The 22,645-nt window shown below is 69.5% G+C and carries 23 protein-coding genes, 2 pseudogenes and 1 other annotated feature; of the genes and pseudogenes, 14 read left to right on the forward strand and 11 right to left on the reverse strand.

Annotated elements, in window-relative coordinates:
- Positions 1-111 precede the first annotated feature (111 nt).
- The 5 genes from M446_RS32505 to ccoS all read left to right on the forward strand — a co-directional run bounded on the left by M446_RS32505 (position 112) and on the right by ccoS (position 5,012).
- Positions 112-294, forward strand: coding sequence for a hypothetical protein (locus M446_RS32505; RefSeq protein ID WP_018263161.1), 183 nt, complete (start codon positions 112-114; stop codon positions 292-294).
- A gap of 299 nt (positions 295-593) precedes the next feature.
- Positions 594-2,084 (forward strand): cytochrome c oxidase accessory protein CcoG, encoded by a 1,491-nt coding sequence (gene ccoG / locus M446_RS32510; protein WP_012336337.1) that lies wholly within the window; start codon positions 594-596, stop codon positions 2,082-2,084.
- Positions 2,085-2,098: 14 nt separating this feature from the next.
- Positions 2,099-2,587, forward strand: a complete 489-nt coding sequence (locus M446_RS32515) for a FixH family protein (RefSeq protein WP_265576483.1) — start codon at positions 2,099-2,101, stop codon at positions 2,585-2,587.
- A gap of 14 nt (positions 2,588-2,601) precedes the next feature.
- On the forward strand, positions 2,602-4,878 hold the full coding sequence (locus M446_RS32520; protein ID WP_012336339.1) for a heavy metal translocating P-type ATPase: 2,277 nt from the start codon (positions 2,602-2,604) through the stop codon (positions 4,876-4,878).
- Positions 4,875-5,012, forward strand: a complete 138-nt coding sequence (gene ccoS, locus M446_RS32525; protein ID WP_012336340.1) for a cbb3-type cytochrome oxidase assembly protein CcoS — start codon at positions 4,875-4,877, stop codon at positions 5,010-5,012. The genes M446_RS32520 and ccoS overlap by 4 nt, the downstream gene beginning before the upstream one ends.
- Positions 5,013-5,045: 33 nt before the next feature.
- On the opposite strand, the gene M446_RS32530 is transcribed toward ccoS, so the two are convergent.
- The 5 genes from M446_RS32530 to M446_RS32550 all read right to left on the reverse strand — a co-directional run bounded on the left by M446_RS32530 (position 5,046) and on the right by M446_RS32550 (position 8,767).
- Positions 5,046-6,122 (reverse strand): HD-GYP domain-containing protein, encoded by a 1,077-nt coding sequence (locus M446_RS32530; RefSeq protein WP_012336341.1) that lies wholly within the window; start codon positions 6,120-6,122, stop codon positions 5,046-5,048.
- A gap of 462 nt (positions 6,123-6,584) precedes the next feature.
- Complete coding sequence (lexA, locus tag M446_RS32535; RefSeq protein ID WP_012336342.1) at positions 6,585-7,304, reverse strand: transcriptional repressor LexA; 720 nt, start codon at positions 7,302-7,304, stop codon at positions 6,585-6,587.
- A 127-nt stretch (positions 7,305-7,431) separates the two neighbouring features.
- Complete coding sequence (locus tag M446_RS32540; RefSeq protein WP_012336343.1) at positions 7,432-7,749, reverse strand: hypothetical protein; 318 nt, start codon at positions 7,747-7,749, stop codon at positions 7,432-7,434.
- A 79-nt stretch (positions 7,750-7,828) separates the two neighbouring features.
- On the reverse strand, positions 7,829-8,344 hold the full coding sequence (locus M446_RS32545; protein WP_012336344.1) for a hypothetical protein: 516 nt from the start codon (positions 8,342-8,344) through the stop codon (positions 7,829-7,831).
- A gap of 201 nt (positions 8,345-8,545) precedes the next feature.
- Positions 8,546-8,767: a hypothetical protein gene (locus M446_RS32550; protein WP_012336345.1), complete on the reverse strand. Its 222-nt coding sequence runs from the start codon at positions 8,765-8,767 to the stop codon at positions 8,546-8,548.
- A gap of 240 nt (positions 8,768-9,007) precedes the next feature.
- Between M446_RS32550 and M446_RS32555 the strand changes: the two genes are divergently transcribed.
- The 9 genes from M446_RS32555 (at position 9,008) to M446_RS32590 (ending at position 17,489) form a co-directional block, all read left to right on the forward strand.
- A complete protein-coding gene (locus M446_RS32555; RefSeq protein ID WP_012336346.1) occupies positions 9,008-9,307 on the forward strand; it encodes a hypothetical protein in 300 nt (99 codons plus the stop codon).
- A 517-nt stretch (positions 9,308-9,824) separates the two neighbouring features.
- Complete coding sequence (locus tag M446_RS32560; RefSeq protein ID WP_150108779.1) at positions 9,825-10,745, forward strand: ABC transporter substrate-binding protein; 921 nt, start codon at positions 9,825-9,827, stop codon at positions 10,743-10,745.
- 294 nt (positions 10,746-11,039) lie between these two features.
- Positions 11,040-12,293 (forward strand): tyrosine-type recombinase/integrase, encoded by a 1,254-nt coding sequence (locus M446_RS32565; protein ID WP_043701891.1) that lies wholly within the window; start codon positions 11,040-11,042, stop codon positions 12,291-12,293.
- A complete protein-coding gene (locus M446_RS37800; RefSeq protein ID WP_150108781.1) occupies positions 12,290-12,853 on the forward strand; it encodes a hypothetical protein in 564 nt (187 codons plus the stop codon). Before M446_RS32565 ends, M446_RS37800 begins: the two co-directional genes overlap by 4 nt.
- Positions 12,854-12,959: 106 nt before the next feature.
- Complete coding sequence (locus tag M446_RS32570) at positions 12,960-13,175, forward strand: helix-turn-helix transcriptional regulator (RefSeq protein WP_012336349.1); 216 nt, start codon at positions 12,960-12,962, stop codon at positions 13,173-13,175.
- Between the two features lie 3 nt (positions 13,176-13,178).
- Positions 13,179-13,631 (forward strand): hypothetical protein, encoded by a 453-nt coding sequence (locus M446_RS37805; RefSeq protein WP_012336350.1) that lies wholly within the window; start codon positions 13,179-13,181, stop codon positions 13,629-13,631.
- Positions 13,632-13,806: 175 nt separating this feature from the next.
- Positions 13,807-16,086 (forward strand): AAA family ATPase, encoded by a 2,280-nt coding sequence (locus M446_RS36175; protein WP_012336351.1) that lies wholly within the window; start codon positions 13,807-13,809, stop codon positions 16,084-16,086.
- 525 nt (positions 16,087-16,611) lie between these two features.
- Complete coding sequence (locus M446_RS32585; protein ID WP_012336353.1) at positions 16,612-16,947, forward strand: hypothetical protein; 336 nt, start codon at positions 16,612-16,614, stop codon at positions 16,945-16,947.
- A gap of 107 nt (positions 16,948-17,054) precedes the next feature.
- Entirely contained in the window at positions 17,055-17,489 is a 435-nt protein-coding gene (locus M446_RS32590; protein ID WP_012336354.1) for a DUF5681 domain-containing protein, read from the forward strand.
- A gap of 55 nt (positions 17,490-17,544) precedes the next feature.
- Here M446_RS32590 and M446_RS32595 read toward each other — a convergent pair whose 3' ends face one another.
- The 6 genes and pseudogenes from M446_RS32595 to M446_RS39820 form a co-directional block, all read right to left on the reverse strand.
- Positions 17,545-18,372: a hypothetical protein gene (locus tag M446_RS32595; RefSeq protein ID WP_012336355.1), complete on the reverse strand. Its 828-nt coding sequence runs from the start codon at positions 18,370-18,372 to the stop codon at positions 17,545-17,547.
- Position 18,373: 1 nt separating this feature from the next.
- Entirely contained in the window at positions 18,374-18,637 is a 264-nt protein-coding gene (locus M446_RS32600) for a hypothetical protein (protein WP_012336356.1), read from the reverse strand.
- 331 nt (positions 18,638-18,968) lie between these two features.
- Positions 18,969-19,268, reverse strand: a pseudogene (locus M446_RS32605) (integrase core domain-containing protein); the annotation flags it as partial.
- Between the two features lie 7 nt (positions 19,269-19,275).
- Positions 19,276-20,676 (reverse strand): IS30-like element ISMtsp4 family transposase, encoded by a 1,401-nt coding sequence (locus M446_RS32610; protein ID WP_012330561.1) that lies wholly within the window; start codon positions 20,674-20,676, stop codon positions 19,276-19,278.
- Positions 20,677-20,719: 43 nt separating this feature from the next.
- Positions 20,720-21,369 (reverse strand): annotated as a pseudogene (locus tag M446_RS36180) (IS3 family transposase); the annotation flags it as partial.
- Positions 20,972-21,088 (reverse strand) — a sequence feature (AL1L pseudoknot). It overlaps the preceding pseudogene by 117 nt.
- Positions 21,338-22,372: an ISL3 family transposase gene (locus M446_RS39820; protein WP_012336358.1), complete on the reverse strand. Its 1,035-nt coding sequence runs from the start codon at positions 22,370-22,372 to the stop codon at positions 21,338-21,340. The gene M446_RS39820 and the pseudogene M446_RS36180, both read right to left, overlap by 32 nt.
- Positions 22,373-22,645: the final 273 nt, after the last annotated feature.

Here is a 22,645-nt window from a genome sequence, read left to right on the forward strand (position 1 = left end):
GATCCCCGCCGCCTCCCGCGCGGCCGCGGTTCATTTGCCGCGACGCGCCCGGTTTCCACGCTGTCGGAAAGCGCCCAGGATCGCCGGAACCGCGACGAGGTGGAGACGCCGATGTACGCCGAGGGAGGATGGAAGCCGTTCTGGGAGCCGCCCCCCCGCCGGCCTCGGCTGACCCGGCGCCAGGAGCAGCTGCTCCTGTGGCTGGTCGTCGTGAACGCCCTGCTCCTGCTGATCGCGCCGATCGGCGGCGCGACCCTGATCCACGCGGTCCTGGCGATGCTGGGGCACGGCTGAGCGGACCTGCCTCGGCAGGCCGGCGGGTCATCCGCCGGGCGCCCGATGGGCCGTGGAGGCTCGTGGCGGAACCGGAGCGGAGAGCGGGCGTGCGCCGGGCTCGGCGCGCCCGGCGGCCAGCGCCGCCCGTCCCGCGTCACGCGCGGTGACCCGCGCGATCAACCCGACCGCGCCCTCCGCCACGCTCCGCAACCGCCGCCCCGCACGCGTCCGGTTTGCGCCAGATCAAGGCGCGCGGCCCCCGCCCGCGCGACGGAGACCGGCAGCGCCCGCCCTCCCGGCGGGCAGGATCTCGCCGGATGGACGCTCTCGACACCGCCCCCAGGGCGGGGACCACCACCCTCCTCGTCGGGCGCGAGCGCGTCGTCCCGGGCGTCGTGCCCGAGGAGACGGGCCAGCTCTACGCGGCGCGCCGGAAGATCCACCCGCAGGGCGTGCGTGGCACCTTCCGCACCATCCGCTGGTGCGTGCTCGCCGTCACGCTGGCGATCTACTACCTCGTGCCCTTCCTGCGCTGGGACCGCGGCCCGCACGAGCCGTCCCAGGCGGTGCTGATCGACCTCGACCGCGGCCGCCTCTACTTCTTCTCGATCGAGCTGTGGCCGCAGGAGGTCACCTACGTGATGGGGCTGCTGATCCTGGCGGCCTTCACGCTGTTCTTCATGAACGCGGTGGCGGGCCGGGTCTGGTGCGGCTATCTCTGCCCGCAGACGGTCTGGACCGACCTCTTCCTCGGCATCGAGCGCCTGATCGAGGGCGACCGGCGCGCCCGCATGCGCCTCGACGCCGCGCCCTGGTCGCTCGAGAAGCTGAGCGCCCGGATCCTCAAGCACGCGATCTGGATCGGCATCGCGTGGTGGACCGGCGGCGCCTGGGTCCTCTACTTCGCGGACGCGCCGACCCTGGTGCACCAGCTCGCCACCTTCCAGGCCCCGCCCGCCGCCTACGCGGCGATCCTGACCCTGACCTTCACCACCTACACCCTCGCCGGCCACATGCGCGAGCAGGTCTGCACCTACATGTGCCCCTGGCCGCGCATCCAGGGCGCGCTCACCGACGACGATTCCCTCGCCATCACCTACCGGTACGACCGCGGCGAGCCCCGCACCGCCGCCAAGCGGGCCCAGGCCCTGCGCCGCGCCGGCGAGCCCGCGGGGGACTGCGTCGATTGCCGCCAATGCGTCGTCGTGTGCCCGACCGGGGTCGACATCCGCGACGGGCTGCAGATGCCCTGCATCCAGTGCGGCCTCTGCGCGGATGCCTGCGACGCGGTGATGACCAAGCTCGGCCGGCCGCGCGGCCTCATCGCCTACGACACGGAGGCGAATTGCGAGCGGCGGCGGCGCGGCGAGGCCCCGGTGACCCGCCTCGTGCGGCCGCGCACGGTGCTGTACGGCCTGCTCGTCGCGGCGGTCGGGGGCACCATGCTGGTCGGGCTCGCCACGCGCAGCTTCACCAGCCTCAGCGTCCTGCACGACCGCAACCCGCTCTTCGTCACCCTGGCGGACGGCACCATCCGCAACGGCCTGACCCTGCGCATCGTCAACAAGCGTCCGGAGGTCCGCCGCTTCGCCCTCGCCGTCGAGGGCGTGCCGGACCTGCGGGTCGAGGTGCTGGGCGCGCCGGACGGCCGCCTCGCGGTCGGCCCGGACGCCACGCAGGAATTCCGGGCCCTCGCCTTCGCGCCGGCCGGCGCCGGCCGCGACAAGTCCACCCCCCTCACCCTGCGCGTCACCGATCTCGACTCGGGCGAGACCGCCACCGCGCAGGATCACTTCAAGGCCCCCTGACCATGGCGAGCACGATGTCCCCCCCCGGCGCGCCCCTCACCGGCCGCCGCGTCCTGATGATCGGCCTCCTCTTCTTCGGGACGGTCGCCGCCGCGAACGCGTTCCTGGTCACGTCGGCCCTGCGCACCTGGTCGGGCCTCGACGAGAAGTCGCCCTACCATGCCGGGCAGGTCTACAACGCGGAGATCCGCCTCGCCCGCGCCCAGGCCGAGCGCGGCTGGCACTTCGCCGCCGAGGTCGCGCGCGCCGGGGCGGGGGTCGCCGTCACGGCCCGCCTGAGCGACCGCGCCGAGGCGCCGCTCCCGGGGCTGCGGGTCGAGGCGCGGCTCGAGCGCCCGACCGACAAGCGCCAGGACGTCGTGCTCCCCCTCTCCGAGGCGCGGCCCGGCACCTATGCGGGGCGGGCCGAGGCGGTGCCGCCCGGCCAGTGGGACCTCGTGGTCGACGCCGCCGACGCGACCGGCCGGGTCTTCCGCCGCCGCAGCCGCCTCGTCCTCGACTGAGTGGGAGACACCGCATGTGCTGCACCGATGCGGCGCTCGCCTACGTGGAGGCGCACGCCGCCTGGAGCGCGGCGAACACCCGGTCCTCGCTGCCGCGGGACTACGCGGCCTTCCTGGCCGAGGAGCCGGACGGGGCAAGCCGCGCCGTCTTCGCGGTCGAGGGCGTGCGCTGCGCGGCCTGCCTCGGCACGATCGAGGGCGGGATCGGCCTGCTCCCGGGCGTCCGGGCCGCGCGCCTGAACGTCACCGACCGGCGCCTCTCGGTGACCTGGGCGCCCGGCGCGCCGGCCGAGATCGGGGAGGTGCTCGCCGCGCTCACCCGCCTGGGCTATCGCGGCCACCCGTTCGACCCGCACCGGCGCGGCGACGCGGTGGCGGCGCGCGAGACCGAGCGGCTGATCCGCGCCCTCGCGGTGGCGGGTTTCGCGTCCATGAACGTGATGCTGCTGGCGGTCTCGGTCTGGGCCGGCAACGTCTCCGACATGACGCCCGAGAACCGCGACCTCTTCCACTGGATCCAGGCGCTGGTGGCGCTGCCGGCGGCGGCCTATGCGGGGCGGCCCTTCTACGAGGGCGCGCTGCGCGGCCTGCGCGCCGGCCGCATCACGATGGACTTCCCGATCACCCTCGGGGTCGTGCTGACCCTCGCGATGTCGGTGGTCGAGACGGCGATGAGCGCGCCGCACGCCTATTTCGACGGCGCCATCATGCTGCTGTTCTTCCTCCTGATCGGGCGGGTGCTCGATCAGGTGATGCGCCGCCGCACCCTGGCGCTCGCCGAGAACCTCGCGGCGTTGCGCGCCGAGACGGCCGCCCGGGTCGGGGCGGATGGGGCGGTGCGCGACGTGCCGGTGGCCGATCTCTCCCCCGGCGACACGGTGCTGGTGCGGCCCGGCGAGCGGGTGCCCGTCGACGGCGTCGTGGCGCAGGGCCGGTCGGAACTCGACCGCAGCCTCGTCACGGGCGAGACCGCTCCGGTGACGGCCGGGCCGGGGGACATGGTCCATGCCGGCTCCCTCAACGCCAGCGGGGCGCTCACCGTGCGGGTCACGGCCGCGACGCGGGGCACCCTGCTCGACCAGGTCGAGGCGCTGATGCGCCGGGCGCTGGAGGCGAAGTCCCGCGCCCTGGTCCTCGCCGACCGGGCGACGCGCCTCTACATGCCGGTGGTCCACGCGGCCGCGCTCCTCACCCTCGCGGGCTGGCTGGCCGCGGGGGCCGGGTTCCACGCGGCCCTCCTCACCGCCGTGGCGGTGCTGATCGTCACCTGCCCCTGCGCCCTCGGCCTCGCCATCCCGGCCGTGCAGGTCGTCGCCGCCGGGGCGCTGTTCCGCGAGGGCGTCCTCCTCAACAGCGGCGAGGCGCTGGAGCGCTTCGCGGCGATCGACACGGTCGCCTTCGACAAGACCGGCACCCTGACCCTGCCGGAGCCGGTCCTGGCCGGGCGCTACGAGTCCGAGGCCCTGGCCCTCGCCGCGCGGCTCGCCCTGTCGAGCCGGCACCCGATGGCGGCCGCCCTGGCGACGGCGGTGCCGGAGGCCCGGGCGCTGCCCGATGCCGAGGAGGCCGCCGGGCTCGGCGTGCGGGCCGTGGTCGAGGGGCGCCTCGTGCGGCTCGGCGCGCCGCGCTTCTGCGAGGCGGAGGCCGAGGCGGAGCGGGCCCTCGCGCAGGATCCCGGCTCTTCGGCGATCTGCCTCAAGGACGGCGACGCTCCGCCGGTCGTGTTCCGGGTGCGCCAAGCCCTGCGCCCCGACGCGGAGCGGGTGCTCGGCAGCCTGCGGGCGGAGGGGTACCGGGTGCTGATCCTCTCTGGCGACCGGCCGGAGGCGGTGGCCGCCGCGGCCGGCGCCCTCGGCGTCGCCGAGTGGGAGGGCGGGCTCGCGCCGCAGGACAAGATCCGCCGCATCGAGGCCCTCGGCGCGCAGGGCCGCCGGGTGCTGATGGTCGGCGACGGGCTCAACGACGCGCCCGCCCTCGCGGCCGCCCACGCCTCGCTCTCCCCGGTCACCGCGGCGCATGTCAGCCAGGCGGCGGCCGACGCGCTCTTCCTCGGCCGCGACCTCGCGCCGGTCCTGGCGGTGCTGCGGATCGGCCGGGCGGCGCGGCGGCTCATGCTGGAGAACCTGTGGGTCTCGGCCGCCTACAACGTCGCGGCGATCCCGCTCGCCGCCGCGGGCCTGCTCACGCCGCTCATCGCCGCCCTCGCCATGTCCGGCTCGTCCGTCATCGTCACGCTCAACGCCCTGCGGGCGCGCCGGACGCCCCGCCGGCCGGAGATTGCTCAGCCATGAACGTGCTCATCCTGATGATCCCGATCGCCCTCTTCCTCGGCGGGATGGGCCTCTGCGCCTTCCTGTGGGCGCTGCGCTCGGGCCAGTACGAGGACATCGACGGCGCCGAGTACCGCGTGCTGGCGGACGATTGAGGCTCCCCGCGGGAGCCGGGCCGGCGCCCCGCCTCAGGCCGCGCGGGCGACGGCGCCCGCCTGCGCCACCGGGCGGAAGGCGGCGAGGAGCGCCGCGTCGAGCTTCGGCCCCATCCGCTCCATCACCGCCCAGGCCTCCTCGGCCGCCATCGGGGCACGGTAGGGCCGCCGCTCGGTCAGCGCCGAGAAGATGTCGCAGATCGTCACGAGGCGCACGAGGTCGCCGATCGCGCGGCCCGACAGGCCGTCCGGGTAGCCCGACCCGTCCAGCATCTCGTGGTGGTGGCGCACCACGTCGAGGGTCTCCGCGTCGAAGCCCGGCTGGCGGGCCAGGAGCTGCGCCCCGATCACCGGATGGGTGCGCATCACCGCCATCTCCTCCTCCGTGAGGCTGCTCGGCTTGTCCAGGATGGCGTGGGGGATGCGCGCCTTGCCGACGTCGTGCAGCAGGGCGGCCCGCACGAGGCGCATCTGGTCCTGGTGCCGGAAGCCGAGCCGCCCCGCCAGGGCCGCCGCGTAGCCGGCCACCCCCAGCGAGTGCTGGTAGACGCTGATCGCGTGGGCCTGGATCACGTCGAGCCACGCCCGGATCCCGGCCTCGCTCATCGCGTCGAGCACGATCTCGGTGCCGAGGTCGATGTCCTCGCGGCTGATCGCCCCGCCCGCGGTGGCGGCGTGAAACGCCTGGGTGACGAGCGTGCTCGCCTCGGCGGCGCGGATGCGGGTCTGCCAGAGCGGCTCCCGCGCCCGCGCGGCGGCCTCGCCGGCGATCGCGTCCGCGATCTCGCGCGCGATCACGTGCGAGGGTGCATGCGCGTTGAGGACCGTTGCCGCCCCGCGCGCCCGCGCGAGCGCGGCGGCCGGCGCGTCGCGGGCGAGGCCGAGGCAGGGGACACCCCGGGCGCGCAGGCCGCTGATCGAGCGCCGCAGGCCGGTGCCGAGCGCGACCTCGGCCGGACCCAGATCGAGCACCACGGCGGCGTGCGGACCGGGCGGCGGCGGATCCTCCGGCCGCATGGCGATGCAGGGCATCAGGCGGGCGAGTTCGTGCGCGAGCCCGAGAGCCGGCGCGGAACCGTCCGCGATCAACAGGATGGAGCCATCCGGCATGTCGTGCCCCGCACTGGCCTCTCCGACGCAGGAGCGGCTCCTCCGTCCCTCGGACCGGCTTCGAGGTATCGGATGGCTCGGTTAAGCTTCCCCTACGCCAGCGCAGATCCGCCGCGCAACCAGCAGTTCCGCAAGGTGGAGACATGCCACAGGAGCGCATCTCCCACCACACGCAAACTGTCGCCGCGGGCGCGAGGCCGGCCATCACCCTGCTCTACGCTGCGCGCGCCTGCCTGATCGCGACGCGGCCCGGCGTCACCATGCGTCAGCTGCGGGAAGGAAGGTGTTCGCGCCGGACCACGCGTCGTCGGCGCTTCCCCTCGACCGGGATCAACCAGGCGTCGTCCCGATCTGCGGGGCCGAGAGGGGCTCGCGCGCGGCGGATGATGGCCGTCCGCGCGAGGGTTACGGGTCGAACCGGAGCCGGGGACGGCTCAGTACTTGCCTCAGGAGGTAATTGCCTCAGTACTTGCGGATGAGGCTGACGAGGCGGCCCTGGATGCGGACCCGGTCGGGCCCAAGGACCCGGGTCTCGTAGGCCGGGTTGGCGGCTTCGAGGGCGATCGACGAGCCGCGGCGGCGCAGGCGCTTGAGGGTCGCCTCCTCGTCGTCGATCAGCGCTACCACGATGTCGCCCGTATTGGCGGTGTCCTGGCGGCGGATCACCACCAAGTCCCCGTCCAGGATGCCGGCCTCGATCATCGAGTCGCCGCGCACCTCCAGGGCGTAGTGCTCGCCGCCGGCGAGGAAGTCCGGCGACATCGCGACGCTGCGGCTCTGGCTCTGGATGGCCGAGATCGGCGTGCCGGCGGCGATCCGGCCCATGACCGGGATGCTGACCGCGTGCCCGGATTCGTCGGAGACCAGGGCGGTCGGCAGCGGGGCGGGCTTGACCGGGGCCGAGGAGCGCCCCCCCTCGACGACGCTCGGCGTGAAGCGCACCACCTCCGCGGGGCCGCTCGCCACCGCCTCGGGGATGCGGATGACCTCGATCGCGCGGGCCCGGTTCGGCAGCCGGCGGAGGAAGCCGCGCTCCTCCAGGGCCGTGATGAGACGGTGGATGCCGGACTTGGACTTGAGGTCGAGGGCGTCCTTCATCTCGTCGAAGGAGGGCGGGACGCCGGTCTCGCGCATCCGCTGCTGGATGAAGCGGAGCAGGTCCAACTGCTTACGGGTGAGCATGGGTCACTCTCATCGCCTGCGCCGACGCGCGACATGGTACAAATCGCGAACAGGTTAAGCGTTCTTCAAGTGTTCCGCAAGCCGTTGCGGCGCAGGTCGACTTGCGTCGGGCCGGAGTCGGGCGGGCTCAGGATCCGGCGCCGTCCCGCGTCACCTGGGTCCGCGCCCGGAGGCGGGCCTCGGCGTCCTCGTCGTACGCGGCGGCCCTGGCGAGGATCTCGTCCGCGCGGTCCGCGCCTGCCGGGCCTCTCAGCCCCTGAAGGGTCCACTGCTCGCAGCGCAGCACCGTCAGGGCGTCGATGGCGGCCCAGAGCCGCTGCTCCACCTCGCCGGCCTCGAGACCGAGGCTGGCGAGCTCCGCCACCCGCGCGGCGAGGGCCGTCGACCGCAGCTCGATCTCGACGATCCGGCGGCTGATCTCGCGGAGAAGCGCGTCGACATCCATCGCGACGTCCCGCCCGTGCGGCTCCCGCGGGGGAGCCTAGCACGTGCCGCTGCGTCCGGTCACGCGACGGCGGCAGGCGTCATCCGGCGAGGTCGGCGCCGGCCTCCCCGTCGGGCGCCGCCTCGTCGGGCTCGTCGGACAGGGCGGCCTCCGCGGGGCGAACGCCCCGGTAGAATTCCCCGGCACGGACGGCCTCGCCGCCCGCGACCATGACGCTGAGATAGGTGTTGAGGGTCCCAGGCGCGACGTCCGGCAGCTGGCGGGCGATCTGCGCGCTGGTCAGGCCCTGCGGTCCGGCGCCCTCCAGCAGCGCCTTGAGGCGCCCCTTGGCCGAGTTCGCCCGCGGCCCGCGGCTGCCGCGCCCGACCGTCCTCGCCGCCTCGGCCGGCCGGCCGGCTCCCGCGAGCGGCAGGCCGGCGGTCCCCGCCAGTCCGGCGAGCGGCAGGTCGGTGTCGTCGACGATCGCCCGCAGCGCGTTCTCGGCGAGGCGGAGCTTCGCCAGCTCGCTGCCGATGCGCTCGTACTCGGCTTCCAGCGCGGCCCGCCGCTGGCTCACGTCGGCGAGCGCCTGCGCCAGGGTGTCGCTCTCAGACATCCTCTTCCCCTCGGTCCCGGCGGGCTGGTTCCACAGATCGACGGGCGGGTCAACGCGGTCCGGCCCTGCGCCGGGGCGCACAGGGAGAGCGCCGGACGGGGACGCCGCGACGGCCCGCACCGGTGCCCGGATCACTTGCGAGGGGCGCAGGCGCGGCACCGGGCTCGCCGCCGCCCGATCCGGGCGAGGCGCGGCCGGCCCTCACTCCGTGCGTCGCGCCGCGGCCGCCTCGTCCTTGCGGTGATCGGCGGTGCGCGACCGCTTCTTGGCCGTGACGGGAGCCTGGATCGGGGCTGAGCGGGTCAGCTGCTCCAGACTGATCCCGGCCGGGCCCGCGACGGCCGCCCTCACCAGCGCGGTCGCCGTCATCATCGCGACCCAGATCGCCGCGATCCTGAGTCCCGTTCCGTGTCCGCGCCGCATTCCCTGCCTCGTGCGTCATCCCCGACGAGCATGGCAACGCCGCGCCTCGCGAACGGTTCAGCCAGAAAGCCGAGGCGCACGGGGCGGGCCTCGCGGCACCGGGCGCGCGGGCCGCGGTGCCGAACCCGGGCTCCTCGTCCCGGGGACGCGGTGCGGGTGGCGGCCAACTTGCCGCATTGCGGGATCGCCGTCAGGCTTCGTGCGTTGAGTGGGCGACCTCCAACAGCACGGGGCGGTGCGGTGCAGGCGCTTCATGATCATGACCTCTCCGACCAGGGGCTCGCGGGCGCTCGGGCGCCGATCGAGAGCCTGACGGCCAAGCAGCGCGCGGCCTGGGCGAGCGCCGGCGAAGCCCTCCTCGCCGGCTGCCTGAGTCACCTCAGCGCCGAGGAGCGGGAGGCGTTCTGGATCGCCGTCCGGCTCTGCTACAATCGCCCCTACAACGCGCCGGACGCGGCGCCGCGCGCGCCCGTCCTGGTGCCGCCGCCCGAGGCCGGTGCGCCCCGGGCCGTGCCGGGGATTCCCCTGCCGGCGGCCTGATTGCGGCGTCGCGGCCGGCGCGGCCCCTCCGATGCGGGGTCTCGCCTGGGCCCTGCGCGGCGTCCATGGAGGCTGCGTCCTCCCGGTCCTGGCGCCCGTCCTCTACCGTGGCCGCGCGCGGGGCGGTGCGGACCCTCCGCTCCCGACGGCGGACGGGGTCCGGTGCCCGCTCGCGACCGGAGCGGCCGCGTTCCCCGAGGCGCGAGGCAGGTCTCCTCCCCGCGGCTGCTGACGCCGGTCCGGCCCGGCTGCGCGCCGGCGCGCTTGGCCCGCGCGTTCGGCCTCGCGGCGGTTCGCCCGCGCCGATCCGGCCGAACCCGAAGCAGAGCAGCGCTTGGCCGTGGGACCAACCGGCACTTGGCTCGCGGAGCGAGGAACCAACCCGGTATCGGCAGTCTTGCTGGTGCGGACCGACTGTACGGACCAAGTGCGGAGTGGAGCCCCAGACCCGGGCGGTGCGAAGATGAAACGGCGTCAGTTTCTGGCGACTTTGGGCGCCGCCTCTGTGAGCCGCCCCATGCTGGCGCGATCCCAGCCGGTGCTGCCGCGAATCGGCTTCCTGGGCGCGGCCACGCCGAATGGCTACGCGCGGCAGGTCGAGTCCCTGAAGCTCGGATTGCGGGAATTGGGGTACGAGGACGGCAGGGACGTCCTTCTCGATTTTCGGTGGGCGCTCGGCGATTACGCGCGGCTCGCCGCGCTTGCGCGCGAATTGGTCGATAGCCGGCCCAACGTCATCGTCACGCACGGCTACCCCGCGACGGCCGCGCTCAAGCAGGCCTCGCGCGACGTGCCGATCGTGGTGGCGACGACCAGCGACATCGCGATGACCGGTTTGGTGGACAGCCTCGCGCATCCCGGCGGCACCATCACCGGCTTGAGCTTCTTCGCGCCTCAGATCTCCGCGAAACGCCTGGAGATCCTCAAGGAGTGCATCCCCGGGCTGACCAGCCTCGCGACCGTGTTCAACGTCGCCAACCCCGTCGCCCAGCCCGATCTGCGGGCGCTCGGATCCACCGCCCGCTCCCTCGGCGTGGAACTCAGGCCCGTCGCAATCCAGTCCCCGCAGGAATTCGAGGCGGCCTTCGCCACGATCGCGAGCAGCCGCGTCGGTGCGGTGTCGCTGATCCACGACGCCTTGCTCACGGACAACGTGCGGACGTTGGCGAACCTCTGCCTGAAGCACAGGTTGGCGTCGATCGGAGAGGGGCCGTACGTGAAAGCCGGTGGCTTGGTCGGGTACGGTCCTGACTTCTACGACATGTTCCGGCGCTCGGCCTCCTACGTCGCGAAGATCCTGCGCGGCTCTCATCCGCGAGACCTGCCGATCGAGCAACCGATCAAGTTCGATTACGTCTTCAATCTGAGGACGGCCGATTACCTCGGCCTTGAGGTGCCTCCCTCCGCGCTCGCCCGGGCGAGCGAACTGGTCGAGTGAGCGTCGGGCGGGACGCCGCCGGCAGGCTGGCGGAGCGGGCCGGCGGTGCCGGGCGAGGATGCGGCCCGAGGCTGGTGCGGACGGCGGGACTCGAACCCGCACGGCCTTGCGGCCGCAAGATTTTAAGAACTGGGCAGGTGCCTAACAGAGCCTAACAGTTTGCTGGATCATATGGACGCAAACGGCTCATCGGGCTTGGCTTTCTTGTCGGGGAGCGTCACCAAGGGAAACACGGTCGAACACGCCTTAACGGCCGTTCTGGCATCCCCCGTGGTTACCCGTGGAGCGCATCTCGTGGCAACGAAAGTGCTCACCGTGCAGAGCGTGGAACGCTACAAGCCGAACCCGGAGCGGCGGCTTGAGATCCCGGACGCGACCCTCCCCGGGCTCTACCTGATCGTGCAGCCGAGCGGGAAGAAGTCGTGGGCGATCCGGTACCGGATCAACCGGCAGCCCCGGAAGTTCACGATCGGCCCCTACCCTCTCTTCGACCTCTCTGCCGCCCGCGAGCGGGCACGCCAGGCGCTGCAGATGGCGGCGCGGGGACTGGACCCCTACCGCGAGAAGAAGGCCGCAGAAGCGGCCGCGATTGAGGCCAAGGATCAGGTCTCTCGCGTCGTCGCCACCTACGTCGAGCGGCACCTGAAGGTGAAGGGCAAGCCGGGCTACGCCGAGCAGGCCGAGGGGCTGCTGCGCAATCACGTGCTGCCGCATTGGGGCCATCGCCGGATCGGCGACATCGGCCGAGCTGACGTCATCGCGCTCGTGGACGGTCTCACCGATCGCGGCATGACGACGGGGGCGAACCGCGTGTTCGCCACCACCCGCGCGCTGTTCAACTTCGCGCTCGGCCGCGACCTGATAACCTCGACGCCCTTCCTCGGCCTCAAGCCGCCGCTCCCCAACCCGAGCCGCGACAGGGTGCTAAGCGACGCCGAGGTGCGGTGGGCATGGCTGTGTGCGGAGCGCATCGGCTTCCCGTTCGGGCCCATGGTGCAGCTCCTGCTGCTTACCGGCACGCGCCGGAACGAGACCGGCGAGATGGTGTGGTCCGAGCTGGACGGCACGGTCTGGACCATCCCGGGTGCACGCACGAAGAACTCGCTGGAGCACGTCGTGCCGCTGCCGCCCGCGGCCATCGAGATCCTGGCGGCAGTGCCGCGCATCGCCGGCAGGCCGGGCTACGTCTTCACCCGGAACGGCTCGACCCCGGCCTCTGATCTGTCAGCCGGCAAGCGGCGCTTAGAAGCCGCCATGCTGACGGTTGCGCAGTCCGAGGCGGCACGGCGCGGAGAAGATCCGAAGGCCGTCACGATCCCGCGCTGGACGCTCCACGATCTGCGCCGCACCGCGGCCTCCGGCATGGCCCGGCTCGGCACCGATCCGCACGTGGTCGAGGCGGTGCTGAACCACCGCTCCGGCACGATCAGCGGCGTGGCCGCGGTCTACAACCGGTACGCCTACCTCAACGAGAAACGGGCGGCGCTTGAAACGTGGGGTAAGCATGTGACCAGCCTCGCAAATGACCACACAAGGGAGCAGCCATGATCGCAAATAGATGGTCGCTTCAGGAAGCTGCTGACTATATCAAACTGGTGACTGGCGCTTCGGATCCGATGAAACAGCTCGTGGAGGCGCTGAAAAACGCTGATCTAAAATCTTTCTACGATGCTGTAGGCGAAAAGAACAACCCTCAGCCGTTGCACGGTCAGGAGCCACCATACATCTTATCGAACCCAGATTATTGGCGTTTCTTGAAGATAGAAGATGCTCAATTGGGCTTATTGAGCATGATTAGGGGTTCAATTCCCGGATTTTTTTCTTTCGACACTAGTTACGGGATTATTGACTATTTTCACGGTGTGCATGTACGAAAATCTGACGTGACGCGGATCTGGAACAGCGCCACCACAAGATCATCCTCATTAGCACGCGCCGCCAAGCGAAATCCACTGCCCCGAGGTCCAAAGCCAGTCGTTATGGCAAGAGTTATGGAGGAAATGCGTAAGATTGACTCTAACAGCCTCCTCAAAATGAAAGAAACGGAGATGGAGGCGAATTTCAGAGCGTCGCGCGACACCTGTCGAAGAGCGAGAGCGTTTGTTTAGTCGGAATTTGTCGGTGAATGAAACTCCGACAAATAGCGACCATCGACAATTAGCGACATTTGATCGGATGCTTCAGCATTAGCGTGCTCTAACAAGGGTCCACGCGATGCCCCTTTCTGTTCCAAAGTCCAGCGACGACCTGCTGCCGGCTGCGCAGGTGCGCGCCCGCTACGGCGTCTCCGACATGACGATCTACCGGTGGTTGACCAACAAGCGTCTCAGCTTTCCCAAGCCAATCCGGATCAACGGCCGCCGGTACTGGCGTGTTGCCGAGCTTCAAGCGTTCGAGGTCTGGCAGGCCCGCAAGCAGGAGGCAGCTTGAGCGATGAGGAAGCCCGCGCATCGCGGTGCGACGGCGGATCTCTCGATTGCAGCTGTGGCGGCCTGTATCGCGACATGTGTGCCGACTGAAGCGTCCCGGCAATCCCTCCGGCTAGCACTCGACCGGGTGCTCGCCGGCACGTCGACGCGACCGGCGGTGCGGTTGGTGCCGACGATGGTCGAGGCGACCGAGGTCGCTGAGCTACGTCAGGCCGGGTTGGGCGACGCAGCCGCTGCGCTCTTGGCGGTCCCGGTGTTCGGTGTCCAGATGCTCGCGCAGCTGAACGACCGCACGCCCTTTGGAGTGCCGCCGAGCCACCCGTCCGTGCCAATCCTCGCCGACGACTTCGCCCGTTCCTCCGGATGCCGCGGCCCGCGCAGCTTCCACAAATATTCACCGCCCGAAGTCATCAAATCAGTACGAACAGTGATTTTAGCGTTCAGAACCCCGACGTAATAAATTTCATTTGAATAAGCCTTCCTGACTGGCGCACGCAGCGCATTCGCCTGTCTTGAATTTCTTTTCACTCTACAATTAATGAACGAATTGATGCTGACCCGGTCAACGTCATCAAGAATTCGGCACAAGGTACTCCGATTGTTCACACGATGCAGAGCGAAGGAGCAGTTCAGTGAACGCGTACGCGCGTCCAGAGAAGCCCGTTCCGTTCGTGCCGTTCACCGGGCTGCCCGACAACGCTGCCATGAGGCAGATCAAACTTACGAGCAATTGGGTTGTCTGGAAGTACATTTGGGATCAGAAACCGAACAAAACTGAAGGAAAGTGGGATAAACCTCCGATCAACGCGAGAACGGGCGGGAACGCTTCAAGCTCAGACCCCGAGACTTGGAGCGATTATCGCACCGCTGAGAACAGAGCTCTGAGCGGCGGCTATGACGGGGTCGGTTTCGTCCTGCCTCCGGACGGCAGCATCAGCGGCATCGATCTCGACAAGTGCAGAGATCCCGAAACGGGCAAGATCGCCGCGTGGGCGCAGGTCGCAATTGATTTCGGCGAGACGTACTGCGAGATCTCGCCCTCGGGCAAAGGGCTCCGCTTCTTCGTCAAGGGCGCGGTCGAGGGCCGAAAAGTCGATGCGGCCCATGTTGAGATTTACAGCGAGGGTGGGCGCTACCTGACCGTTACGGGGCAGCACCTCCCTGGCACGCCAGCCGAGATCCGCGAAGCACCACGGACGATCGCGTACCTTCAGGAGCGCGCAGACGAGATCAAGGCCGCGCAGCGGGAGGCACTCGATCGAGCTCGGCAACTGACCGAGAAGAAGGCCGGGAAGGCCACGGATAAGGCTCGGGACGGCAATCGGCGAGCCACGGGCAACAACCCCTTCCTCGACTACGCCGCGGCTACCCGCAAGCGCGGAAGCGCCTTCTTCCGGACCATCAATGAGCTGGCACTCGAGAACCTCGACTGTTGGGTTCCGACCCTGTTCCCGACCGCGAAGTGGCAGCCTGGGACGGAAGCGTATCGCGTGACGTCGGCAGACCTCGGGCGCGATCTGGAAGAGGACCTGTCGATCGCCGCGAATGGGATCACGGACTTCGGCGTTCATGACCTCGGCGACCCGCAGGACGGCAAGCGAACGGCGATCGACATCGTGCTGGAGCACGGCAGTGCGGCCGACGCGGTCGCGGCAGCCCTGTGGCTGTGCGAACAACTCGCCGTCGATCCGGCCGAGATTGGCTGGAAGGGCCACCAGGGCGAGGCCGACCGGCGCACCGGGCCGAGGGGTGACCCTCCCGCACCTCCCGTGCTGCACTGGCACCGGGACGCCGCCACGGCCGCACCCCGCGAGTGGCTGGTGCGCGACCTGATCCCGGTTGCCGGCAAGGGGCTGTTGTCGGGGCAGTGGGGCACCGGCAAGTCCTTCATCGGCCTGGACCTCGCCGGCAGCGTGATGACCGGCGAGCCCTTCGCCGGCCGCAAGGTGCTCCGGCGCGGCGGCGTGCTGTTCCTCGCGCCCGAAGGTGCCTCCGAGCTCCCGATCCGCCTCAAGGGCCTCGTGCAGGCACGGTTGGCAGGGGCCGCCGAAAGCGGCATTGACCCGACAGACCTGCCGTTCTGCTGGGTCGAGGAGTGCCCACGGCTCTCCGAGACGGAGGCGGTGGAGCGGCTGAAGGCGGTGATCGACACCGCGGTCTCCCAGCTTCGCGAGCGCTACGACCTGCCGCTCGCGCTCATCGTCCTCGACACGGTGGCGGCCGGCGCCGGGTTCGACGACGAGAACAGCGCGGCCGAGACGCAGCGGGTGATGAACGCCCTGGAAGCCCTCAGCCGGCACGCTGGCGCCTTCGTGCTCGGCATCGACCACTTCGGCAAGGCCACCGAGACCGGCACGCGCGGCAGTTCCGCCAAGGAAGCCGCGGCCGACACGGTGCTGGCGGCCCTCGGCAACCGCGACGAGGCCGGCACCGTCTCGAACCTCCGGCTCGCCGTCCGGAAGATCCGCGGTGCCCCAACCGGGGCCGAGACGCCCTACACGCTGGAGGTGGTCGGCATCGGCGAGGATAGCGAGGGCGAGCCGGTCACGACCTGCGCCGTCCGGTGGACGATCAATCGGATCAGCAGGCAAGCCACGGTCGGCTCCCGGGAGCGGTGGCCGAACTCGCTGAAGGTTCTCCGGGAAGCACTGACCACAGCGCTGGAGGAGCACGGGAAGCGGGCATGGCCGTTCGGAGCCAATAGCCCCGAGCACCGAGCGGTGCCGATCGCCGCGGTCAGGAAGGAGTTCCTCGCCAAGTACCCTGTGGACGGCGACGACGCGGCCAAGCGCGCAGATGCGAAACGGAAAGCCTTCGACCGCGCCGTGAAGCTCGCACTGGAACGCGGACTCGTCGGCTCGATCGAGCTTGGCGGTTTAGACCATCTCTGGATCAAGCCACCGACAGCCTGAGAGTGGTCCTCGGTCGGACGGACGGGATGCCTCTAGGTATCCCGTCCAGTCCGTCCGGTTTTGGACGCGGATTTTCCGGACGTTCGTCCGGTTCGTCCAATTCGTCCGCCCATGGGCGGAGGTCACTCGCGAGGCTCCGGGACGGCAAGGAGTGGCGTGGCTCGCCCACGGATAGTACGACCTCGGGCGAGCCATTGATGCTCAGCCGAGCCGCCGAAAGGTGCTCCCCGAGACGATGCTCTCATGTCCGTTGTCAACGCAGCGGCCGAGCGCGACCACCCGCCCTGGCGGGCAGTGAGGCTGCGATGAGCGCGTTCGGGCGGGTGCTCGAAGCCGAACGGGCCGGCCTGAAGCGAACCGACACGGACGTTTACGGCGTCCTCGTCGAGTGCGCGGGCAGCGCCAGCCGCAGCGTGAGGCTGAAGACTCGCAGTGCTTCTCTCTCCGCAACCAGCTAATATCTCGGGTGGAGAGCGGTGCAACGGCGCTGAATATGTGACGTCCACTACAATGATCGAGGCAGCCATGAGCAATTTTCGCAATAGGATCCGGCGGCTTGAGGACGCTCGCCCGACCGTATCGCCCGGGAAGTACCTCACTTTCACGATCGAGGGTCCCTGCAACCTGCCCGAAGGAGCTGCTGTCGAGTTCCTGCGCCGGTGCGGCCACCTCATACTCGACGATGATGTGGTATTCGTTTGCGTGATCCGCGGCATGAATAACGACGGCGTCTTCGACTTGCCGCTCAGGGACATTACAGGCCACCTCGTGACGGAGGAGTTCCGGGAGACCGCGCCACCTGCACCCATCCTCGACCGAGTGCCGACGCGCCTCCGGTTCACGTTCAAGATCGGCGCCTGAAGTGATCCCCGTAATCTACTTGCAGGCTAGTTGTAGAAAACTACTGCGCGCCAGGAACAAGTCGGAACCATCTCCTGTTATTCCCCTGTAGTTTCTGGAGTGTCAGGGTGTCTAAGCCAGGAACATTTACGAAGGGCAAAAGCGGCAACCCGGCAGGTCGCCCGAAGGGCGCTCGCCACAAAACAACCTTGGCGATGGAAGCCCTGTTAGCCGGCGAGGCCGAAGGGCTGACCCGCAGGGCCGTGGAGCTGGCTCACGGAGGCGACACGGTCGCGCTGCGCCTGTGCCTGGATCGCCTGTTGCCGGTCCGCAAGGACCGCCCGGTGTCCTTCGCGCTCCCGCCAATCGAGGGCGGCGGCGAACTGACCAGGGCAACCGCGGCGCTCATTGAGGCGGTGGCGCGTGGCGATCTTACGCCTTCGGAAGCCGCGGAATTCGGCAAGCTCATCGAGCTGCACGTGAAGGCGATGGAGACCTACGATTTTGCGGCTCGCCTTGAGGCCCTAGAGGCGGGCATGGCGCGGACAGTCACCCGCAGATGAGAGAGCCGTATTGCTGCCCACACGCGACCGTCTCGGCGCGAGAGTTAAGATGCCCTCAATGCGGTGCCGACGTCGGTCCCTCCGACATGTTGTAGTCGTCCAGGGAGGGGGTCGCGGGGCGCTCGCCGTTCTCGACCGCACGGAGCCTGAGACTGAGCTTCTCACGGAGTTGGAAGTGCCCACCCTCCCGTAAGAGATCCACAATCTCGCGAATCGTGTCTGGAGGCAATGTCGCGAGAAGGTGAACCAGCTTCGTATCGGCCTCCTCCCGCCTACGCAGGTTCTCCTTCCACTGTCGAGATTGGGCGTCGCGTTTCTCGGCCGAGATGCGGGCGCTTCGCTCACGCCCCTTCTTCCGAGCCGTCTCACGCTTCAGCTCCTCCGGGCTGAGCGCCGCGACGCGGGCCGCTTCCTTCTCCGCCTTAGCCTGGTCCCGGGCAGCCTTGCGGGCCTCCGCCACCATCGCGTCGACCGCAGCCGGCCTGAGGCGTTCACCCGCCACTAGGCGCTTCACGACCTTCTGGCGGAGCGGCTCGGGCGTGCTCGGCGCGGCCAGCTTGCAGATGGTGGTGGCAGGCGAAACCGAAATGATTTCGCGTTTGTCGTCCTCGGCGAACACCCGTGCCGCCTGCATGAAGTTCTCCGCATGCCGGAGCGACATGCCCATCTCGGCCTCAACCCATTGTGTAAACAGGCCGTGGTCTAAGCCATCTTTGACCGACAGCAGCCCGTGGCCGGTTTCAACGACGTAGAGCCCAGTCCGCCTGCGATACGCCTTCACGACGTCTTTCGCCTGCTTCTGCATCAGCGGGGACATCGCCGAGTAGTCGAAGGGCAGCGGCTCGGGGAGCTGATTCCCGTTCAATGCCGACGACAAATCCATCTCACGCCTCCACCTTCCTGAGCTTTACACCCGGCTCACCGCCGTCGAGGAACACGATTGCGGTGCGCTCGAACGCGGTCTTATGCTGAGTGGCGAAGTCGAGGAAGTCAGAGCCTCCGCGCTCCCCTTCCGCCGTCGCCACCAAATAGTGGAGACGCCTTGCAACAGCGTAGCGGCCGTGCAGTTCACGCGGGAGCATACAGTTGGACAGCGCACTGTGCGCAGTGCTGCTCTTCGGAAGAATGGCTCTTGCTTTCCTCGGCATCGATTTTATCACGCCACGAAGGTCAACGTGCCGAACCGAGATGCAAGGAAACCACTATTTCTGCGGTAGTCAAGAGTTTGCGCACGGTCCCGCGGCAATTTGCGTAGAGGGTGCTACAAAAGCTCGGCCGCTATGCAATGCCGACATGTCAATACTCCTTGGTGAATACCGCCGACGCTTGTCTTGCGCTTGAGGTGCGCCTCGGCACGGTCGAGGTCGAGGTTCGGCACAGAACGGCGGCGCTCCCGACACCACCAGCCACCCGCAGAACCCGCAGGGTTCGACCACCAACTGAACCGTCCCGGGTTTCCCGGAGGCCGTTTTGTTTGAGTCAGGCGGCCAGGGCTGGCTCCTGCGCCTGAGCATAGTAGCGCGCTTCGGCCTCGGCGGGAGGCAGGTTGCCGATCGGCTCCAACAGCCGGCGGTGATTGAACCAGTTGACCCATTCGAGGGTGGCGAACTCCACCGCCTCGACGCTGCGCCAGGGACCGCGCCGGTGGATCACCTCGGCCTTGAACAGGCCGTTGATCGTCTCGGCGAGGGCATTGTCGTAGCTGTCGCCGACACGGCCGACTGAAGGCTGCACGCCGGCCTCCGCCAGCCGGTCCGTGTACCGCAGAGCAAGGTATTGCTTGGGTTCAAGCGGTCGTCGCAACACCATCTTGCACGGCAGCCAGCACAGCGTCGAGCGCCTCTGCCGGCGTCTTCCAGTTCAGCGTCTTGCGCGGTCTGCTGTTGAGGGCTGCGGCCACAGCAGCAAGATCGTTCGCGCTGTGGGCGCTCAGATCCGTTCCTTTCGGGAAGTACTGTCGCAGTAACCCGTTCGTATTCTCGTTCGTCCCCCGCTGCCAGGGTGAGCGTGGATCGCAGAAGTAGACCTGCAGACCCGCGTCGATCCGCAAGCGCGCGTGCTCGGCCATCTCGGTACCCTGGTCCCAGGTCAACGAGCGCCGCAGCTGCTCGGGCAAGCGCGCGATCGTGCCGGCGATCGCCTCGCGCACCGCCTGGGCCCCGTGCCCCGCCAGCGCCGGGCCGTTCTTCGCACGCGGTGTCACCCCATGGCCGTCCATCGGCGGAAGATGCAGCAGCATCGTAAAGCGCGTCGTGCGCTCGACCAGGGTCCCGATCGCCGAACTCTTCAGACCCAGGATCAGATCTCCTTCCCAGTGCCCCGGCACCGCGCGGTCCTCCACCTCGGGCGGACGCTCGCTGATGAGCACCTCGGGGGTGACGAACGACCTGCCTCGGCCCAGGCTGCGGGCCCGCGGCACACGCAAAGCCCGTCCTGTGCGAAGACACGCGGTCAGCTCACGCTTCAGCGCGCCCCGGCCCTGGATGTAGAGCGCCTGATAGATCGCCTCGTGACTGATGCGCATCGTCGTATCGCCCGGAAAGTCGAGCCGTAGGCGCTCGGCGATCTGCTGCGGACTCCAGGATCGACCCCATCGCCGGCTCTGGCGTCGCCCGTGCCGCCGTCCCTTCCAGGCAACGCTAGGGCCAGGCAGAGCGCTCCCGCCCGGTGTCGCGACAGTTCCGGCGAGCCGCTCCTGCACGTACGTCCGCAGCGCTGCGTTCCCCGCCAGTTTTGCTGGCTTGGGCCGGCGTGCCGCGCGTTCAGCGTGCCACTGCGCGGTCGTGGCGCGATAGTCCAGGCCGCCACTGCGGGTCGCCGCATTGCGGCGCAATTCCCGCGAGATGGTCGACGCCGCCCGTCCCAGACGCCGAGCGACGTCCCGGACCCCGTGACCTTGCGCTTGTAGGATCGCGATCTCCTCCCGCTCAGCCAACGACAGGTAGCGCGCAGAAGGCGACTTGGATGATGGTGACAGGTGGGAAGGTGCCATTCCGCCTGCTGTCCGGAACCACCGCGAGCCGACCGGTGGCGAGATCCCGAGCTTCATCGCTGCGACCTCGCTGGAGAGACCCTGCGCGAGGAACGCCCAGAACCCCCGCCGCGTCTCGCGCAGACCGACCCCGGGACGACCCGGTGACCGCAGCTTCTCGCGAAGTGCCCGATCCGAACGCCGCCGACCTGCCATCACAACCGCCCTCCGCCAAGCCGTTGCGACGACCACTTGAATCCACCGTGGTGCGGACCGTCTGTCCTCGCACCACCCCCGCCAAGCCCATCGTCCGCATCAGCCGCGCCACCGTGCAGCGGGCGGCCACGATCCCTTCTCGGGCGAGTTGCCGCCAGACCTTCCGGACGCCGTAGACGCCGAAGTTCTCCTCGTGAACGCGCCGGATCTCGCCCATCACCGCCGCATCGGTCTTGGCCCGCGCCGGCAGCCGGCCTGGGTCGGCGCGCCGGGCGACATGGACGTGGTAGGTGGAAGGGGCGATCGGCAGCACCCTGCAGATCGGCTCGACCCCGTAGGCATCCCGATGGTCGTCGATGAACGCGATCATGTCCGCGACCGGCGGTCGAGCTCCGCCATGGCGAAATAGGCCGACGCCTTCCTCAGGATCTCGTTGGCTTGGCGCAACTCGCGGTTTTCCCGCTCCAGTGCCTTGATCCTCTCGCCCTCATCCGTGGTCGGCCCAGCGCGCAGGCCCTGATCCCGTTCGGACTGGCGCACCCAGTTGCTAAGGGTCTCGCCCGAGCAGCCGATCTTGGCGGCGATCGACTGGATCGCGGCCCATTGCGAGCCGTGCTCGCCCTGGTGCTCCCGCACCATCCGGACCGCCCGCTCGCGGACCTCAGGCGAGAAGGGGGGTGTATGCTTCCTCATGGCTCCATCCTCTCAAGAGTTGGAGCCTCCGGGAAACCCGGGGCGGTTCATCGAGCCCAAGGGCTCGGGCCATGCCCGAGACCGAGGCGCCGCCCTGGGCCAGGCGCTTGAGCTCAGCGTGTCGCGCCTGACGCGGCGCATGTGTCGCCCGCTTCCTGATCTCGCTCGCCGTCAGCGTACGCGCGGCCCTGCTTCTGGTCTGCGCCGCCTCAACCTCCTGATCGAGGAGCGCGCGACCGGCCGCGCGAATGACGGCGTGATGATCGACCGCGATCGCCCGCAGGGCCGCGCTGAGGTTGCGCAGCAGGTGGAAGCGATCGAGGACCTGGCGGGCTTGCGGGGCGCCACCTCGCGTGCCCTCGGCGAACACCTCGGCGCGGTCACGAGCGACGACGGCGACGCCGGGATGAGCACGCAGCCAAGCCGCGACGCTCTCGACGGCGCGCTCGGGCAGAAGATCGAGAACGGTGTGCCGCTCCAGGTCGACGAACACGGTGCCGAAGCTGCGGCCGCGCCGCCACGCCCACTCATCGACGCCGGCCACGCGCGGTTCGGGATGGGTCGGCAAGGCTCCGGTACGAACGAGGCGCAGGAGCGTGTCGGCACTCACGGGCATGGCCAGACGCTGTGCCAGCCGGGCTGCCGGCTCGCCACCGAGTGCGAGACCGAGGTGGCGCTGGAGGTCGTGCAGGCGCACCGAGCGGCGGGCGTGTTTCTGGACGACATCCGCACTTTGCTCGCTGAAGGTACGCTGTGGGCAGGCCGGGTTGGTGCAGCGGAAGCGTCGCACTCTGAGGCGTAGGGAGACCGGCCGGCCTTGCCAGGGCAGATCAGCTGAGGTGCGTTGGTAGGAGCCGTGCGGACGGCACTCGTGCCCTCGACAGCCAGGGCAGCACGTCGGCCTCGGGCGCAACCTGACGTGGATCACGAGGCGATCGGGTGTGGGTTCGATGCCGACCACGCTGAGCCGGGGCGGCACGAGGGGCAGAAGGCGGCGGGGCATCGCGCTCTCCGAGGCGAGCCCCGGAGATATGAAGCCCCCACCGGCGACCGCCCCCGCGCCACACGAAGTGCGGAAGAACCAAGGTTCGAAGCCCGTTGACAAAGGGGAACAAGCGTACGGCTTCTATACTTGCGGCGGCCATGATAGCGTCTATTGTTCCGGGCTGCAGCGCAGAGACGGAGTGAAATTTCTCAAGCTATCCAGTCATAGGCCGAAATAACCCACTTCCACCAGGGCAAAAACAGAGCCTGTGCAAATGGAGTTATTAAAGAT

Origin of the sequence: Methylobacterium sp. 4-46, assembly GCF_000019365.1 — a bacterium.
Taxonomy (GTDB): Bacteria; Pseudomonadota; Alphaproteobacteria; order Rhizobiales; family Beijerinckiaceae; genus Methylobacterium.

Excerpts from the sequence above, each read along its gene's own strand:
- M446_RS32550 (WP_012336345.1), bottom strand. The coding sequence starts at position 8,767 with ATGCGGCGCGGACACGGAACGGGACTCAGGATCGCGGCGATCTGGGTC.
- M446_RS32545 (WP_012336344.1), bottom strand. The coding sequence starts at position 8,344 with ATGTCTGAGAGCGACACCCTGGCGCAGGCGCTCGCCGACGTGAGCCAG.
- M446_RS32595 (WP_012336355.1), bottom strand. The coding sequence starts at position 18,372 with ATGGATTTGTCGTCGGCATTGAACGGGAATCAGCTCCCCGAGCCGCTG.
- ccoS (WP_012336340.1), top strand. The coding sequence starts at position 4,875 with ATGAACGTGCTCATCCTGATGATCCCGATCGCCCTCTTCCTCGGCGGG.
- M446_RS32515 (WP_265576483.1), top strand. The coding sequence starts at position 2,099 with ATGTCCCCCCCCGGCGCGCCCCTCACCGGCCGCCGCGTCCTGATGATC.
- M446_RS32600 (WP_012336356.1), bottom strand. The coding sequence starts at position 18,637 with ATGCCGAGGAAAGCAAGAGCCATTCTTCCGAAGAGCAGCACTGCGCAC.
- M446_RS37805 (WP_012336350.1), top strand. The coding sequence starts at position 13,179 with ATGAGGAAGCCCGCGCATCGCGGTGCGACGGCGGATCTCTCGATTGCA.
- lexA (WP_012336342.1), bottom strand. The coding sequence starts at position 7,304 with ATGCTCACCCGTAAGCAGTTGGACCTGCTCCGCTTCATCCAGCAGCGG.
- M446_RS37800 (WP_150108781.1), top strand. The coding sequence starts at position 12,290 with ATGATCGCAAATAGATGGTCGCTTCAGGAAGCTGCTGACTATATCAAA.
- M446_RS32610 (WP_012330561.1), bottom strand. The coding sequence starts at position 20,676 with ATGGCAGGTCGGCGGCGTTCGGATCGGGCACTTCGCGAGAAGCTGCGG.
- M446_RS32570 (WP_012336349.1), top strand. The coding sequence starts at position 12,960 with ATGCCCCTTTCTGTTCCAAAGTCCAGCGACGACCTGCTGCCGGCTGCG.
- M446_RS32520 (WP_012336339.1), top strand. The coding sequence starts at position 2,602 with ATGTGCTGCACCGATGCGGCGCTCGCCTACGTGGAGGCGCACGCCGCC.
- ccoG (WP_012336337.1), top strand. The coding sequence starts at position 594 with ATGGACGCTCTCGACACCGCCCCCAGGGCGGGGACCACCACCCTCCTC.
- M446_RS32560 (WP_150108779.1), top strand. The coding sequence starts at position 9,825 with ATGCTGGCGCGATCCCAGCCGGTGCTGCCGCGAATCGGCTTCCTGGGC.
- M446_RS32505 (WP_018263161.1), top strand. The coding sequence starts at position 112 with ATGTACGCCGAGGGAGGATGGAAGCCGTTCTGGGAGCCGCCCCCCCGC.
- M446_RS32530 (WP_012336341.1), bottom strand. The coding sequence starts at position 6,122 with ATGCCGGATGGCTCCATCCTGTTGATCGCGGACGGTTCCGCGCCGGCT.
- M446_RS32585 (WP_012336353.1), top strand. The coding sequence starts at position 16,612 with ATGAGCAATTTTCGCAATAGGATCCGGCGGCTTGAGGACGCTCGCCCG.
- M446_RS32540 (WP_012336343.1), bottom strand. The coding sequence starts at position 7,749 with ATGGATGTCGACGCGCTTCTCCGCGAGATCAGCCGCCGGATCGTCGAG.
- M446_RS39820 (WP_012336358.1), bottom strand. The coding sequence starts at position 22,372 with ATGCCCCGCCGCCTTCTGCCCCTCGTGCCGCCCCGGCTCAGCGTGGTC.